Source organism: Lentzea sp. NPDC006480 (assembly GCF_040611995.1).
In the GTDB taxonomy this organism is placed as follows: Bacteria; Actinomycetota; Actinomycetes; order Mycobacteriales; family Pseudonocardiaceae; genus Lentzea.
In genome coordinates, this window is the sequence record NZ_JBEXPJ010000015.1 from 38,555 (window position 1) to 53,344 (window position 14,790).

Annotated in this window: 15 protein-coding genes; 7 read left to right on the forward strand and 8 right to left on the reverse strand. The window is 69.5% G+C overall.

The window, feature by feature from the left end:
* Positions 1-7 precede the first annotated feature (7 nt).
* From ABZX92_RS08945 to ABZX92_RS08960, 4 genes are all read right to left on the reverse strand, one after another.
* Complete coding sequence (locus ABZX92_RS08945; protein ID WP_355555589.1) at positions 8-4,972, reverse strand: hypothetical protein; 4,965 nt, start codon at positions 4,970-4,972, stop codon at positions 8-10.
* Complete coding sequence (locus ABZX92_RS08950) at positions 4,972-5,277, reverse strand: type VII secretion target (RefSeq protein ID WP_045311660.1); 306 nt, start codon at positions 5,275-5,277, stop codon at positions 4,972-4,974. The genes ABZX92_RS08945 and ABZX92_RS08950 overlap by 1 nt, the downstream gene beginning before the upstream one ends.
* A gap of 31 nt (positions 5,278-5,308) precedes the next feature.
* The gene (locus ABZX92_RS08955) at positions 5,309-5,839 is read right to left on the reverse strand and encodes a YbaB/EbfC family nucleoid-associated protein (protein ID WP_355555591.1); all 531 of its coding nucleotides are present in this window, start codon (positions 5,837-5,839) and stop codon (positions 5,309-5,311) included.
* Positions 5,840-5,982: 143 nt separating this feature from the next.
* On the reverse strand, positions 5,983-6,357 hold the full coding sequence (locus ABZX92_RS08960) for an FKBP-type peptidyl-prolyl cis-trans isomerase (protein WP_045311661.1): 375 nt from the start codon (positions 6,355-6,357) through the stop codon (positions 5,983-5,985).
* A 169-nt stretch (positions 6,358-6,526) separates the two neighbouring features.
* On the opposite strand from ABZX92_RS08960, the gene ABZX92_RS08965 reads away from it, so the two are divergent.
* Together ABZX92_RS08965 and ABZX92_RS08970 are read left to right on the forward strand one after the other, a co-directional pair.
* Complete coding sequence (locus ABZX92_RS08965) at positions 6,527-7,333, forward strand: serine protease (protein WP_355555593.1); 807 nt, start codon at positions 6,527-6,529, stop codon at positions 7,331-7,333.
* 65 nt (positions 7,334-7,398) lie between these two features.
* Complete coding sequence (locus ABZX92_RS08970) at positions 7,399-9,351, forward strand: beta-propeller domain-containing protein (protein ID WP_355555594.1); 1,953 nt, start codon at positions 7,399-7,401, stop codon at positions 9,349-9,351.
* Between the two features lie 2 nt (positions 9,352-9,353).
* Here ABZX92_RS08970 and ABZX92_RS08975 read toward each other — a convergent pair whose 3' ends face one another.
* Positions 9,354-10,109, reverse strand: a complete 756-nt coding sequence (locus ABZX92_RS08975) for an EI24 domain-containing protein (protein WP_355555596.1) — start codon at positions 10,107-10,109, stop codon at positions 9,354-9,356.
* Positions 10,110-10,302: 193 nt separating this feature from the next.
* Here ABZX92_RS08975 and ABZX92_RS08980 point away from each other — a divergent pair, with 193 nt between their 5' ends.
* The 3 genes from ABZX92_RS08980 (at position 10,303) to ABZX92_RS08990 (ending at position 12,135) form a co-directional block, all read left to right on the forward strand.
* Entirely contained in the window at positions 10,303-11,631 is a 1,329-nt protein-coding gene (locus ABZX92_RS08980; RefSeq protein ID WP_355555598.1) for a helix-turn-helix transcriptional regulator, read from the forward strand.
* Between the two features lie 79 nt (positions 11,632-11,710).
* Entirely contained in the window at positions 11,711-11,872 is a 162-nt protein-coding gene (locus ABZX92_RS08985; RefSeq protein WP_355555600.1) for a hypothetical protein, read from the forward strand.
* Positions 11,869-12,135, forward strand: coding sequence for a hypothetical protein (locus tag ABZX92_RS08990; RefSeq protein ID WP_355555602.1), 267 nt, complete (start codon positions 11,869-11,871; stop codon positions 12,133-12,135). The genes ABZX92_RS08985 and ABZX92_RS08990 overlap by 4 nt, the downstream gene beginning before the upstream one ends.
* Here ABZX92_RS08990 and ABZX92_RS08995 read toward each other — a convergent pair.
* Positions 12,121-12,795, reverse strand: a complete 675-nt coding sequence (locus ABZX92_RS08995; protein WP_355555604.1) for a GNAT family N-acetyltransferase — start codon at positions 12,793-12,795, stop codon at positions 12,121-12,123. The genes ABZX92_RS08990 and ABZX92_RS08995 overlap by 15 nt on opposite strands.
* 104 nt (positions 12,796-12,899) lie before the next feature.
* Here ABZX92_RS08995 and ABZX92_RS09000 point away from each other — a divergent pair, with 104 nt between their 5' ends.
* Together ABZX92_RS09000 and ABZX92_RS09005 are read left to right on the forward strand one after the other, a co-directional pair.
* Entirely contained in the window at positions 12,900-13,337 is a 438-nt protein-coding gene (locus ABZX92_RS09000) for a nitroreductase/quinone reductase family protein (RefSeq protein ID WP_355555606.1), read from the forward strand.
* The gene (locus tag ABZX92_RS09005) at positions 13,334-13,696 is read left to right on the forward strand and encodes a hypothetical protein (RefSeq protein ID WP_355555608.1); all 363 of its coding nucleotides are present in this window, start codon (positions 13,334-13,336) and stop codon (positions 13,694-13,696) included. Before ABZX92_RS09000 ends, ABZX92_RS09005 begins: the two co-directional genes overlap by 4 nt.
* On the opposite strand, the gene ABZX92_RS09010 is transcribed toward ABZX92_RS09005, so the two are convergent.
* Entirely contained in the window at positions 13,667-14,602 is a 936-nt protein-coding gene (locus ABZX92_RS09010; protein WP_355555610.1) for a YihY/virulence factor BrkB family protein, read from the reverse strand. The two genes, ABZX92_RS09005 and ABZX92_RS09010, sit on opposite strands and share 30 nt — an antisense overlap.
* Positions 14,589-14,774, reverse strand: a complete 186-nt coding sequence (locus ABZX92_RS09015) for a hypothetical protein (RefSeq protein ID WP_355555612.1) — start codon at positions 14,772-14,774, stop codon at positions 14,589-14,591. Before ABZX92_RS09015 ends, ABZX92_RS09010 begins: the two co-directional genes overlap by 14 nt.
* Between the last annotated feature and the right edge of the window lie 16 nt (positions 14,775-14,790).

The following is a 14,790-nucleotide window of genomic DNA, read 5'->3' on the forward strand; positions in this document are numbered from 1 at the left end:
CTGGTGCTCACTCCTCGGGTTTCGCCTGCCACTTCATCTTGAAGTGCTTCGTTTCGTAGCCGTCGTAGACGTCCACACGTCCGTCTGGGTACTTGTCGGAGAACCCGTGCTCGCGCTTGAACGCGTCGAGCTGCTCCGGCGTCAGGTCCTTGACGTCATCTGCGTGGTACTTCTGCAGATAGTCGTCGACGCTCATCTCCTTGACCTTGGCGTGCGTCACAACGTACTCCACGCCGGGGTGGTTCGGATCGGCGGCGGCGAGGCGCAGGCGCTCGCCCAGCTCGTTCTCCCGCAGGTAGGCGGCCTTGAGGTCGTCGACGGCCTTGTCCACGTCCGTCTTGCTCATGCCCTGCGCTTCGAGATCGGCGCGCATCTTCTTCTCCGCCTTGGGAGTGAGCTCGCGGTTCTCCATCTCCCTGGCGATCTTGTCGAAGTACGTGTCGTGGCCCTGCTTGACGAGCACGTTGTCGCCGTTCAGCGCCTTGCCCAGGTCGGCGCTCGGGCCCTTCGCCTCGACCACGACGAGCCTGCCGTCGGCGGTCTCCCACACCTGGTCGAACCGGCCGCTGCCCGGCAGTCCGGGGTCGAGGCGGCTGGGCGGCGGCGGACCGGGGTAGATCTCGGGCGTCGAGTGCATGCCCGCGCGGTCGCCGAGCTCCTCGCCGAGCTTGGTGAGACGTGCCTGAGCCGCCTTCTCCTCCGGTGAACCGTCGGCGGAGCTCTGCTGCTTCTGGTTCTCCGACCGGCGTTCGTCGACGAGGTCCTGGTTCTCGCGCTTCAGCTCCGGGGCGACGTCGTCGCCGCGGGAGCTGTCCACCTTGCCCTTGTGGTAGTCCGGCGGGATCGGCGTCTGGTCGTCGGACAGGACGTAGTTCTCGCCCTGCTTGCGCACGGGCGGGACCGGGTCGCCGTTGGCGTCCTTGACGTCCTGGTCCTTGCGCTTGACGCGGCCTTCCGAGTCCGGCTCGTCGTAGTACTTCTTGCGGTAGTCCGGGTCGTTGACCTTCTCCTCCATCGACGCCTTGGGCTGCCGCGTCTCGATCTCCACCGGCTCGGGATCGATGTGCCGGCCGCTGCCGCGGTCCTTGGCGTCGCTCGGGTCGAGGTCCTTGTCCTTGTCGTGCGTGCCGGGGGCGAAACCGTCGTCGCCGGTCTTGGTCGTCGAGCCGTCCGGGTGGTGGGTCTCCCACTCGCCGTTCGGCGGGATCTTGGGCTGGCGGGTGCCGTCCGCGCGGATCTCGGGGTCGCTCGTGAAGACGCGGCCGTTGGCGTCCGTCCAAGCCGGCTTGGTGGGTGCCAGGACCGGGGCGTCGAGGTGCTTGGACAGCTGCTTCGCGAAGTCGTTGCTGGCGGCGTCGCACCCGATCAGGCGGACGGGCCTGCTGCCGTCGTAACCCGCGCGGCGCAACATGTCCGCGTACTCGGCGGGCGTGTAGTCGTGGCCGCCGATGCGCGCCCTGCCGTCCGGGGTGATGTGGACGTCCGCGGTGAAGTAGCGCGGGTCGTTGGGGACCCGGTGGGGGAGGTCGCCCATGTCCGTGTCGCCGCCGTGGTGGCTGACGCCGGCCGGCGTCGTCTCGGCGTGCCTCGCGTGTGCCTCGTCCGGGGTGGGCCGGTCGGCGGGCGGGGCGTCCGGGTCGTGGCTGTTCGGGCCGTCGGGGTTGTCGCCGTCGTGGGGCTTGTCCGCGTTGTGGGGCTTGTCGGCGTCGTGGGGCCGGTCCGCGTCGTGGGGCTTGTCCGGCGTGTCGGTGTGCGGTTTGTCGGCGTCCGGACCGTGGTGCGGTGCGTCCGCGTCAGGACGGTGCGGGGTCGCGGCTTCCGGGTGGGTGGAGTCCGGAGCGCGGTGCGGGGCTTCGGCGGTGTCGGTGCCGCGGGAACGCGGGCCGTCCGGGGTGCGCGGGTTGTCCGGGCTGTGGGGACGGGACGCGTCTGGGCGGGTGCCGTCGGGACGGGAGCCGGGGGGCCGGGAACCGTCCGGTCGTGAGCCGTCCGGCCGGCTGCCGGGACCGTCCGGGCGGTGCGGTGCGTCGGGACGGTGCGGTGCGTCGGGACGGTGCGGTGCGTCGGGACGGTTCGGTGCGTCGGGACGGTTCGGTGCGTCGGGACGGTTCGGGCCGCCGTGGGGTGCGTCCGGACGGTGGGTGGGCGCGTTCGGGCCGCCGTGTGGAGCGTTGGGGGAATGCGGTGCGTTGGGGCCACCGTGCGGAGCGTTTGGTGCGTGGGGAGCGTTCGGCCTGTCAGGTCGCGACGGCGCGGACGGGCCGCTGTGCGGTGCATCGGGACGTGACGGCGCGTTGGGGCTGTGGGGTGCGTCGGTCCGTGAGGACGGCGTCGTGCTGCTGTGCGGTGCGTCCGGGCGGGACGGTGCGTTGGGCGCGTCAGGCCGGGAGGGCGCGTTCGGGCCGCCGTGTGGTGCGTCGGGACGTGAGGGGGCCGAGGGGCCACCGTGTGGTGCGTCTGGACGTGACGGTGCGGATGGACCGTTGTGAGGCGCGTCGGGTCGCGATGGTGCGGATGGACCGTTGTGCGGTGCGTCGGGACGTGACGGCGCGGACGGGCCGCTGTGCGGTGCGTCGGGACGTGACGGCGCGGACGGACCGCTGTGGGGTGCGTCGGGACGTGAGGGTGCGTTGGGCGCGTCGGGTCGCGATGGCGCGGAGGGGCCGCCGTGTGGTGCGTCGGGTCGCGATGGCGCGGAGGGGCCGCCGTGTGGTGCGTCTGGACGCGACGGGGCGGAGGGGCCGGTGTGCGGGGCGTTGGGGGCGCCGTTGGGCGTGTTGGGACGCATGGGGGCGTCCGGGCGCGACGGGGCGTTGGGGCCGCTGTGCGACGACGGCGTGCTTGGGGCGTTGGGGGTGCGTGATGGGGCGTCGGTGCGGGCCGATGGGGCCGCGGGAGAGTTCGGGGTGTGGGGTGCGCTTGGGGCCGTTGAGGGCTGCGGGCGCATCGGGGCGTTCGGGGCGCCTGACGACGGGGCGTGCGGTGTGCCTGCCGAGGGCGCGTTCGGGGCGCCGCCCATTGACGGGGCGCCTGCCGGCGGCATGTTCGGGGTGGACGGTGCCGTCGGGGCGTGTGGGGCCGCCGCGGCGGAGGGGGACGTGGCGCGGCTCGGGGGCGTTGCGTCGGGGCGGGGTGCGTTTGGTGCACCCGCGGACGGGCCGCCTGCTGACGGGCCTCCTGCTGACGGGCCGTGTGGCGTGCCGGCTGAGGGTGCGCCTGCGGACGGGGCGTGCGGGGCGCCGCCAGACGGGAAGCCACCGGACGGGGCGCTGCCTGAGGGGAGTCCGCTCGAAGGCGCGCTGGGCGTCGAGGGCATCGACGGTGCGGGGCGCGACGGGGCGTCTGCTCGGGAGGCCGACGTCGACATGTCCGGGGAACGGGGGGCGGGGGCGCTCGAGCCCAGGTCGCCTCGGCTGCCCGGGGTGCCGGTCCAGCCCTGGCCGCCGGTCGACGGGCGGGAGGCGGCGGGGGCGGACGGGGCGTTGCCGCCCGCGTTCGGGGTGCCGCCGCTCGTTGGGGCCGCCTGGGTGGGCGTCGAGGGGGAGCTGCTGTCCGGGGTGCGTGACGGGGCGTGCGGGGCGTCGGCGCGGGTCGGGGCGTCGATCGGCGGCGCCACCGAGGACGAGACGGTCTGGCCCGTGTTGCGGGTCGGGGCCGGCGCGTCCGGGGTGGACGAGGTGTGCGGGGTGCTCGGCGTGGACGCGGTGCTGGGGCTCGACGGAGAGCTGTCCGGGGTGCGTGACGGAGAGCTGTCCGGGGTGCGCGACGGGGCGTCCGGGGATGAGCTGTCCGGGGCTCGGGACGGGGTGTCCGGCGTCGACGGGCTGTCGGGCGTGCGCGACGGGCTCGGAGCCGACGACGGGGACGAGCTGTCCGGGGCTCGCGAAGGGGCGTCGGGCGTCGACGACGGAGAGGACGACGACGGCGAGGACGTTGAAGGCGAAGAAGACGAGGGCGAACTGTCCGGTGTGGACGATGAAGAAGGCGAAGACGGCGAACTGTCCGGAGAGGACGGTGAGGAAGGCGAGCTGTCCGGAGAGTGCGGCGACGAAGGCGAGGAGTCAGGCGACGACGAAGGCGAACCGTGTCCACCGGAAGGCGAGAGATCCGGGGTGCCGCCCCGCTGGAAGAACCCGCCAGGCTTGATGGACTTCGTGGAGATCACGTCGAGCCCGGTCACCTTGCCGACCAGCTTGCCGACGACCTTCATGATCTTCGTGAAGATCTCGACCAGACGACCCAGCAGCGGCGAGACCTTCTTGATGGTCTTGATGAGCTTCTGGATGAGCTCACCGATCCGCGTCGCCCACTTGGAGATCGCGGTGACGGCCTGCGCCACGATCACCGGCGTGCCGAAGCCCAGCGTGAAGACAGCTTCGAGAACCCACGTGATCAGCTTCGCCACCAGGTCGGCGATCAGGTCGCGCACCATCTCGCGCACGAACCCGACGACCATGCCCATCACACCGACGACGGTGCCGACCGAGCCGGCGGTGGAAGCCGCGCCGGACAAGGCGTCGAGCTGCTCACCGGCGGCCTTGCGATAGGCGTCCCCGGCCGCACCGGTCCACGACGCGGTCTGGTCGACCGCGGCCTTGTAGTCGGCCGCGATCTTGCCCATCTCCTGCGAGACGTTGCCCCACGTCGTGGAGTACGACTGGATCACCGGCGGGTCGCCCGCCAGCCAGTCCAGCGCCTCCTTCAACGGCTGCATGTGCTCCATCAAAAAAGAAGCAGCAGACGACAGAAGCGTGCCGAACGGGTCGATCGCCATCGAGGCGGCGTCGGCGACGAGACCGACCACGCCGAGGCCGCCCTCGATCCAGCTGCCCTCGGAGATGCCCTTGTAGGCGTCGACGGCGGAGTCGGCGATCGAGAAGCCCGTCGCCCAGCCGTTGTCACCGGTGCCGGCGTTGAAGAAACCGGAGGGTTCCGCGGGAGCCTTGGCCACCAACGGGTTCGGCGTCGACATCAGAAGCCCTTCATGGTCTGAGCGATCTGGTCCTCGACGGCCTGGTAGTGCTTCGCGGTCTCGGTGACCTTCTTGGCGGTGGCGTCCATCGCCTCGGCGGCGCCCTTCAGCGCGTTCAGACCCCAGTTCTCAACGGGGTCGAGCAGCATCCGGAACGGCTGGCAGATGATCCCGTACGCGTCGGTCGGCATCGACACGGTGTTCGCCGCGTCCACTGCCCCCTGCAACCGCCCGTGCAGGCCCTCCAGGGCCTTGGCGTGCGCTTCCAGCACGTCCGAGGTGACGTTGAAACCACCGGCAGTCATCGAACCCCCTCAAGTTCGGACAGTGGAAAGATCAGCTGAGCACGGACTCGCCGCCGAAGTCGTCGTCGTCATCCGACGGCGGGCGACGACGCGCGGGCGGTGCGGCAGGCCGTGCAGGTGGCGGAGCGTCGTCCTCCACCCGGAAGTTGATCTCGTTCGCCTCGAACGCCGGACGCGCGAACCCGTCCTCCGGCGGCGGCGCCGGGAAGTTCTTCTTGGCCTCGTCGAACAACACGTTGGCCGTCTCGTCCTGCGTGCCGATGGTCTCGGCCATCGCCTCCTGCAGCAGAGCCGGGATCTTCGACTGCGCGCGCTGCAACAGCTTCATGATCTCGCCGCTGACCTCGGACATGCGCTTGCCGGCAGCAGACTCGTTGATCACCAGGTTCTGCAGGATGCCGTTGGAGCCGATGGTGAGCTCGACGGACCCGTCGGACGACCGCTCGGAGATCGTCATGCCCTGCACGCGCGTCGCCATCTCCTGGTAGCGCGCGGCGCGTTCCTGGATGCTCTGGTTCCAGTTCGCGAGCATCTGCTCCGACCCGGCGATGTCCTCGGGCACCGAAAAATCCCTCCAAAAGCGGCAGCGGACTCAAAGAATGACGCAGGCGGACGTGATCCAGTTCCACCCGCGCGGCAAATCGACCGCACAGACCAGCGGCGTTCCACTGAGTGGACCAGTGGAACGCCGCCAGGGTCAGTCGTTCAGTTCACGCCGAGGAGGTCGACGACGAAGATCAGCGTCTCGTTCGGCTTGATCACGCCACCGGCACCGCGCGCGCCGTAGCCCAGGTGCGGCGGGATGACCAGCTTGCGGCGGCCACCGACCTTCATGCCCTGGACGCCCTGGTCCCAGCCCTGGATGACGCGGCCGCCACCGAGCGGGAACTGGAACGCCTCGCCCCGGTCCCAGGACGCGTCGAACTGCTCACCGGTCGAGTGCGAGACGCCGACGTAGTGCACGGACACGAACTGCCCGGCCGTGGCCTCCGCGCCCTCGCCGACGGTGATGTCCTCGATCAGCAGGTCCGCGGGCGCCGGGCCGTCGTGCGGGTCGACCTCAGGCTTCGTGGGGGCCATGACAACTTCCTCTCGGAACGGGATTGTTCGCGCTCGATCCAATCACGCGCGCACGAGCACGGCCGAATGGCCTACGAAGACCGGCCCTTGCCCGTCTCGTAAAGCAGTGTCGATCCTGGACGAACTCCCGTCCCTGCAACGGGAGTCACAACAGAAGAAGGAGATGATCATGGCGGCAACCCTGCACCGCCTCCGGTCACTGCTCGGCACGGCATTGGCGGCGGCGACGCTGTCGATGGCGTGCGTCAGCGTGGCCGAAGCAGCTCCGACCCCCACCGCCGACGGCGATGTCGGCGTACAGATCGTCGGCGGCACGCGCGCGAGCACGTCCACCTACCCGTGGGTGGTGTACCTCGCCACGAGCAGCGGCTTCCAGTACTGCGGCGGCACTCTCGTGGCTCCCAACAAGGTCGTCACCGCCGCGCACTGCACCGAGGGCGACTCGGCCTCGGCGGTCCGCGTCGTCGCCGGCCGGGACGACAAGAACTCCACCGCCGGCACCACCGCTCGCGTCACGAAGATCTGGATCCACCCCAGCTACACCGACGCCACCCGCGGCTACGACGTCTCGGTGCTCACCCTCGACCGCAACCTGTCGCAGACCCCGATCAAGTTCGCGACGAGCGCGGACAGCGCGTTGTACACCGCCGGCACCAGCTCGACGATCCTCGGCTGGGGCACGACGAGCTCCGGCGGCAGTGCCTCGCGCTACCTGCTCAAGGCCACCGTGCCGCTGACCAGCAACTCCAGCTGCGCCAGCTCGTACGGCAGCGACTTCATCGCGACGGCCATGGTGTGCGCCGGGTACGCCCAGGGCGGCACCGACACCTGCCAGGGCGACTCCGGCGGCCCGCTCGTGGCCGGCGGCAAGCTGATCGGCATCACGTCGTGGGGTGAGGGTTGCGCGGACGCCGGCTATCCCGGCGTCTACACCCGCGTCGCCACCTACGCGGCGCAGATCCAGGCACAGCTGTAGGGAACTCCGGAAAGGGTTGCCGAAACACGGGCAACCCTTTCCGGCCCCGCTTCCGTCCTCATGGCATGAACGGCAGAAAGCTGTTGGCCGGCGCCGCCGCGCTGGCAATCGCCGGAGTGTGCGTGAGCTCCGCGGTGCGGGACGAAACCCTCGCACCACCACCGATCGTGGACTACGGGCCGGTGCGTCTCGTCGCTTTCGACAGCTGCGACCACGCACTGACCGAACTGCGCAACGCCATGGCGCCGTACGTCAGCCCGTACGGCATCGGAGGCCGTACGGAGGTCTTCGCCGTGGGAGACGCGAGCAACAGCGCGGGTGTCGCACAGGAGAAGGCCGTCCCTGACGCGAGGGCCGCCACGCCACCCGCGCAGCAGCAGGACCACTCGACGACGAACGTCCACGAACAGGGCGTCGACGAGCCGGACATCGTGAAGACGGACGGAAAACGCGTCCTCTCCATCACCGACGGCAAGCTGCGCGTGGTCGACGTCGCGAGCAAGAGCATCACGGGCACGGTCGATCTCGGGGAACGCTACGCCAGCCAGCTGCTCGTCGCGGGCGACCGCGCGCTCGTCATCGCGAACAGCCCCGCGCAGATCATGGAGAAGCGGGTGCCGGACCGCCCGTCGTTCGCGCCGGAGTCCGGCACCGAGCTGATCCTGGTGGATCTCAAGGCGTTCAAGCAGATCGCCAGCCTCAAGACCGACGGCTTCTACCTCGACGCCCGCCAGATCGGCGGCACCGCCCGCGTCGTCGTCCGCTCGCAGCCGCGCCTGCCGTGGGTGTACCCGAACGACTCGACGAACGAAGCGGGATCCCTGCGCCGCAACAAGGAGATCCTGCAGAGCGAGCCGATCACCTCCTGGCTGCCGCGCTACGAGCTGGACCAGAACGGGGCCAGGAGCAGCGGCAGCCTGGTCGACTGCGCGAACGTCAGCCACCCGGTCGTGCACTCCGGCGCGTCGATGCTGACCGTCCTCACGTTCGAGCTGTCCGGCCAGCTCGGCACCGGGCAGCCGGTCTCGATCGTGGCCGACGGCGACACGGTCTACGGCACCGACCGCAGCCTCTACGTCGCCGACGACCACCGCCTGATGCCGCAGCTCCACAACGGCTCACCGGTGCAGCGTCCGGTCACCACCGCGATCCACCAGTTCGACATCAGCCAGGCCGGACCGCCGAAACACATCGCGTCCGGTGACGTGAACGGCTCGCTGCTCAACCAGTACTCACTGTCCGAACACGACGGTGTCCTGCGTGTCGCCACCACGACGGGCACTCAGGCACCGTGCTGCTGGCGCATGCCCACCGACGTCGTTCCGCAGCAATCTCCGGCCGCGCCAACGGAAAGCCTCGTCACGACGTTGCGCCGCAACGGAACCCAGCTGGTCAAGGAAGGCCAGATCGGCGGGCTCGGCAAGGGCGAGCGCATCTACAGCGTGCGGTTCATCGGCAAGATGGGCTACGTCGTCACGTTCCGGCAGACCGACCCGCTCTACACGCTGGACCTGAGCGATCCCAAGCAGCCCAAGGTGACCGGCGAGCTGAAGATCAACGGCTTCTCCGCCTACCTGCACCCCGCGGGGGACGGCAAGCTGATCGGTGTCGGCCAGGAGGCGACGGACCAGGGCCGCGTCACCGGCACGCAGGTGTCGCTGTTCGACGTGAGCAACCCCGCGGCACCGCAACGGCTCGCGCAGTACCACCTGCCGGACTCCAACTCCGAAGCGCAGTTCGACCCGCACGCGTTCCTGTTCTGGCCCCAGGACGGCACGCTCGTCATCCCGGTGGCGCAGTACCAGACGAACTACGAGGCCTCTTCACTGGTGCTGAAAGTCGACGGCAACCAGATCAGGGAGACCGGCAGGATCGTCGAACCGCAGAGCCAGAACTACGGCGGTGCCCGGCGCACCATGGTGATCGGCGACCAGCTGTGGTCGGTCTCGCAGTCGGGCGTGCAGATCAACGCGCGCAACGGCTTGGCACAGCAGGCCTGGCTGCCCTTCATCCAATAGCTCTACGCGGTAGCGCGGTCTCCGTTGAGCAGGCGGTGCGACAACACCGTGCCGCCTGCCATCGCCGCCGGGATCACGATCAGCGCGGCCAGCGGGATCAGACAGAGCAGGTAGGCGGGCACGGCGAACCCGAGCACCATCGAACGGCGCGTCGCGAGCAGCCTCCTGCGCTCCTTGAACGACTTGCCGCGGCGCGTGAACGGGATGCCGGTCAGTTCGATGCCGAGCAGGTACCCGTTGATGCACACGGCGAGCACCGGCACCGCGGTCTGCCCGATGACCGGGATGAACCCGCAGATGAACAGGGGGATCGCGAACAGGATCGACACGCCGACCAGCAGGATCGTGCCGCGCAGCCCCACCACGAACCCGCGCCAGAAGCCGACCTGCTCCGCGCCCGGCACACCGCCGAGCTCGTCCTCGACCTCTTCGGCGATGTACTCGTAGAACGGGCCGCCGATCATCAGCGTGATGGCGGTGAACAGCAGCACGCTCAGGCCGAGGACCGCCGCCATGACCGAGATGCCGACGGCTATCTCCATGACCTTGCGCGAGCTCTCGCTCCACGAGGCGGCGAACCCGGTGAGCCAGCCCGCGATCGAGTCGATGTAGGCGAACAGCAACACCCAGCCGGTGATCATCAGAACAACCGTGATGACCGCGGGCAGCGCCCCGACGAGCACGCGCTTGGGCGAGCTGAACACCAGCCTGAACCCGCGCAGCAGCAGAGAGACACCGGCCCCGAAGTCCTTGATCACGCGCGCAGGGTAGCCGTTTCGAACCTTTTTCATCCCGGGAACGTGTTGTGTGAGGGTTCTTCGGGATCCATTTGAGATACAGGCGAGCACGAAATCGTTCGGCCGGGCATGATCCAGGCGGCTAGCCCGGATGGCGGTCGATGCGAGCCTGAACCCGCTGCCACCATGCGAGCTGATGCAGGAGGCGTTGAGGTTGAGCACACCGGCTAAGAACGCCGTCGTCGTCCCGGACGGGCCGCTGCCCATGCTGCCGCCCGCGATCTGGGAGTCGAAGGACGTGCGGGACGCGGTCGCCGCGGAGTCGCCCGGCGCCGTGGTCGCGATCGCCCGCAAGGCGCACGGCCTGCGCCAGGACGAGCTGGGGACGCTGGCGGGGTTCTCCCAGTCGGCGATCTCGCGCCTGGAGGCCGGCAGCAACATCGCCTACGACATGCGCGTGCTCAGGACGTTGCAACGGCTGCTCGGCATCCCCGCCCATCTGCTCGGACTGACCGACCGCACGGTGCCGATGCGGTCGGGTGAAGCCAGAAGCCTCGGCGCCGTGGGGCTCGACGGGGTGGCGAAAGACCTGGTCGTGGGCATGGAGGGCAAGGCGTTGATGGCGTTGTGCGCCTCCGCTGTCTTCGGCACGACCGACGGCAACGGCGTGATGACCAACGACGCCGTGAGCCAGCTCCTCGTGCTGAGGAGGATCGTCAACGACGCGCACAACTGGCGTGGCACCGGCGCGCTGATGCCCGCCGTCCGCAACATGTACGACTTCATCGACGTGCTGCGCCGCAACGCGCGTGGCGACGTACGGCGCCGTTTACTCGGCACGGGCGCGATGTACGCGGAGTTCTACGGCTGGCTGCACGAGGAGATCGGCGACCTGCGGGGCGCGGGCCTGTGGACGTCCCGGGCCTTGGAGCAGGGCCAAGCCGCGGACGACCGGGATGTCGTCGCGTACTGCTACGTGCGGATGAGTCAGCTCGCCGAGGTCGACGGCGACGACGACCGCGTCATCGGCCTGGCGCGCGCCGCCCAGCGTGAGACGGGGCTGAGCCCGCTCGTGCGCGCGATGGCGTTGCGGCAGGAAGCACGAGGTCTCGCGCGTGCGGGACAGGACGCGTGCATGCCGCGGTTCGACCTCGCGCGGTCGTTGGTGCTGAGCGCCGCACGGCCGCAGAGCGACGAGTACTCCATCGGCTACTGCTTCACCGACCTGCACGTGTCGATGCAACGCGCCGCGAGCATGGTCGACCTCGCCGACCATCGCCGGGCCATCACCACGTACACGGACCTCATGCCGAGGTGGGGCGGCATCTGCCAGTGGGAGCAGGGCGTGCACACGGCCAGGCTCGCTTACGCGCACGCCGCCAACGGGGATGTCGAACAGGCCGTCGACCTCGGGTTCGCGGCGCTCGACCTGGCCAGGGCGACCGGGTCACAGCTGATCGTGAACGAGCTGGACCGGCTCGACCCGTGGCACGAGACGCCGGCCATCGCCGAGCTCGCCGCCGAAGTCACGCAGCTCAGGTGAGTATGCGAGTTCCGCATACGCCACCCGTAAATCGTATGTAACCCTCCCCATTTCCTGTTACACGCCGCACGATCTAGGTGTGATCGACCTAGCCGAACGAACGCCGCGATCGGAAGAGGTCAGCGCCGACAAGTTCTGCGCGGCAATTGCAGAGCGGAACTCGGGCCCCTACCGGCTCAAGTTCTACGCGACCACGCACGCCGTCGTGTGTGTGGTGGACGACGCCGAGGTGAAGGCATGAGCATTCAAGAAACGGAAGCGCGCATGCCCGTGTTGCTGGTCCGCAAGCGTGCGGGTGTCGTAGGCGAGACACAACGCACGTGCCACCTCGTACCCATGCCCGATGACGACCGCACGCCTCTCGCACTCACCGCCTATTGCGGCGAGCTCATCCACCGCGGTGAGGCCGAACTGCTCACCCAGCCGTCCGGAATGCCGTGCGTCGCCTGTTTGTTTCGAGTGCCGATGCCTCGCAGTGGCGATCTGAACTCACCCGACTGGTGAGGCGATGCAGGCCGTTCCGACACGCCTGAACCCGACCCGCTCGTAAACACGAGCGATGTCGAGGCTTCCGGCCGACAGGAACACCAGCTCCGCGCCTCGTTGAAGAGCGTCCCGCGCCAGTTCCGCCGTGACCGCACCACCGAGGCCACGTCGCCGTGCCGCCGGCAACGTGCCGATTCCCGCGATCTCGACGACGCCACCCGCCCGTTGCGCAGTGCCCACCGCCAGCACGCCCTCGCCTGGCAGGTCGGCAACCGCGTGCCGGTGCCGGGTGGCGATCGGGGTCGCGTTCCGCAGTTCGGCGTCTCGTTCGGCCGTGCCGACCTCACCAGGGGACGTGCCCGGCGACGAGAACGCCAGCTGGGCCACGACCGACACCTCGACCGGGCGCGTGTCGAGCACCCGCACGTGCGGGTGCGGTGCGGGCAGCTCGTCCGGGTCGAGCACCATCAGCGGGGCTTGGAGCACCTCCAAGCCCGCCGCGACAGCCGCGTCGAGGAGGTCCGGTGTGGTCTCGTGCACCCACTCCAGCGCTTCGGGCACGTCGAGCTCACGCTGCCGTGCGCGCATCTTCAGCACGTCCGCGACCGTCGGACGGCCACCGGGGAACCGCGGCCGCGCGTAGTACGGATAGCCGTCGCCCGCCTGGAGGAACAGCACCAGCTCGCCGTGTTCCTCAACGCGAGATCCCGGTCGGGGCACAGAGTCGTAAAACTCTTCGAGAACGGTCCACACGGACGATCACGCTAGCTACCTTGAGCCCCATGACGCACGGCAATAGTCGCCCCACCGGGTTCGAGCAGGTCGCGAACAGGCTCGTGGGCAGGCTGGTGAAGCTCGGGCTCGGGCCCAGGAGCATGCGCACCCTGTTCGTGCGAGGCCGCAAGAGCGGCAAGGTGTACAGCGCCCCGGTGAACCTGCTGGAGCTGAACGGCACCCGCTACCTGCTCGCCCCGCGCGGCGTCACGTCATGGGTCCGCAACCTGCGCGTCGTCGGCACCGGCGAGCTGCGCCGCGGCCGTGCGGTCGAGTCGTTCACCGCCGTCGAGCTGCCGGACGAGGCCAAGCCGGTGATCATGCAGGCCTACCTGCAGCGCTGGCACGGTCAGGTGAAGCAGTTCTTCCCCGGCATGGACGCCTCGACCCCGCAGGACAAGCTGCTGGCCCGCGCCGGTGACTATCCCGTCTTCGAGTTGTCATGAGAATCCTGGCCGCGGTGCTCGCGCTCGTCCTGGTCGCTGGCTGCGGCAGCGACCGGGAGGACAGGTTCGCCCGGCCCGGCGCACCGAAGACGTCGCCCAGCGGCAAGTTCGTCGCGCACGCCGAGAGCGCGAGCGAGGTGAAGGTGACCGATCGCAACGGCGGTGAGGTGTTCCGCAAGTCCTACGAGTACGCCACGAGCTCGCGCGCGGACGGCATCGGGGTGGTGTGGCTGTCCAAGCAGGACCAGCTGTGGGTGCTCGTGCCCGGTGACACGAGCGAGCGCGTCGAACCGGGACCGGACGGCGTGTGGACGGCGGTCAAGGCCGAGCTACCCGGGGAGATCACGCGGCTCGGCTGAGGGGTCCTGTTCGCCCTCGGTCATGCGGCGGCCCCGTTCCAGCTCCGCGTCGAACTCGGCGCCGAGCAGCACGGCGATGTTCGAGATCCACAGCCACACCAGGAAGACGATGACGCCGCCGAGCGAGCCGTAGGTCTTGTTGTAGGACGCGAAGTTCGCCACGTAGACCGCGAAGCCGACGGTCGCCAGCGCCCACAGCACGATCGCGAGCAGGCTGCCGGGCGTGATCCAGCTGAAGCCCGGTTGCCGCACGTTCGGCGCCGCCCAGTAGAGCACCGCGAACGCGAGCGACACGAGCAGCAGGATCACCGGCCACTTGGCGATGTCCCACACGGTGACGACGGCATCGCCGAGTCCCAGCCAGTTGCCGACGGTGTCCGCGACGTCCCCGGTCAGCACGAGCGCGCCGAGCGTGAGCGACACCAGCACCACCGAGCCCAGCGTCAGCGCGAGCCTGATCGGCACGGTCTTCCAGAACGGCCGGCCCTCTTTCACGTCGTACACGGCGTTGCACGCGCGCATGAACGCGCCGAGATAGCCCGAAGCGGTCCACAGTGCCGTGAGCACGCCGATGATGCCCAGCAGCCCGGCGCTGCTCTGGCTCTTCTGCAGCTCCTCGACGGACGACTTGATGAGCTCGCCCGCCTGGCCCGGTGCGACCTGGTCGACGTACTTCAGCAGCTCTTGCGTCGTCGTCTCGCCCAACAGCGCGAGAGCGGACGTCAGCACGATGAGACCGGGGAACAGCGACAACACCGCGTAGTAGGTGAGCGCGGCCGCCCAGTCGGTGAGGTTGTCGTCGTTGAACTCCTTGACCGTCCGTTTGAGAACGCCCCACCAGGCGCCCTTGGGCAACTTGGTGGGGCGGTCGACGGTCTCTTCTGCGGTTTCGCTACCTGCGGGCACGGCGCCAGCTCCACGAACGGGTGCCGGAGCCGATCCCTGCCATGTGCAGGGCGAGCAGCAACAGCCCGAGCACCACGAGCGTGTTGGCGGTGATCACGTCACCGAGCGCGGTCTTCGCCAGATCGAGGATCAGGGCGAGACCGAACGCGACTGCGGCGATGAGGGCCAGCATGTCCACCTCCGGGTTC

Excerpts from the sequence above, each read along its gene's own strand:
- ABZX92_RS08945 (WP_355555589.1), bottom strand. The coding sequence starts at position 4,972 with ATGTCGACGCCGAACCCGTTGGTGGCCAAGGCTCCCGCGGAACCCTCC.
- ABZX92_RS08950 (WP_045311660.1), bottom strand. The coding sequence starts at position 5,277 with ATGACTGCCGGTGGTTTCAACGTCACCTCGGACGTGCTGGAAGCGCAC.
- ABZX92_RS08960 (WP_045311661.1), bottom strand. The coding sequence starts at position 6,357 with ATGGCCCCCACGAAGCCTGAGGTCGACCCGCACGACGGCCCGGCGCCC.
- ABZX92_RS08965 (WP_355555593.1), top strand. The coding sequence starts at position 6,527 with ATGGCGGCAACCCTGCACCGCCTCCGGTCACTGCTCGGCACGGCATTG.
- ABZX92_RS08970 (WP_355555594.1), top strand. The coding sequence starts at position 7,399 with ATGAACGGCAGAAAGCTGTTGGCCGGCGCCGCCGCGCTGGCAATCGCC.
- ABZX92_RS08990 (WP_355555602.1), top strand. The coding sequence starts at position 11,869 with ATGAGCATTCAAGAAACGGAAGCGCGCATGCCCGTGTTGCTGGTCCGC.
- ABZX92_RS09000 (WP_355555606.1), top strand. The coding sequence starts at position 12,900 with ATGACGCACGGCAATAGTCGCCCCACCGGGTTCGAGCAGGTCGCGAAC.
- ABZX92_RS09005 (WP_355555608.1), top strand. The coding sequence starts at position 13,334 with ATGAGAATCCTGGCCGCGGTGCTCGCGCTCGTCCTGGTCGCTGGCTGC.
- ABZX92_RS09015 (WP_355555612.1), bottom strand. The coding sequence starts at position 14,774 with ATGCTGGCCCTCATCGCCGCAGTCGCGTTCGGTCTCGCCCTGATCCTC.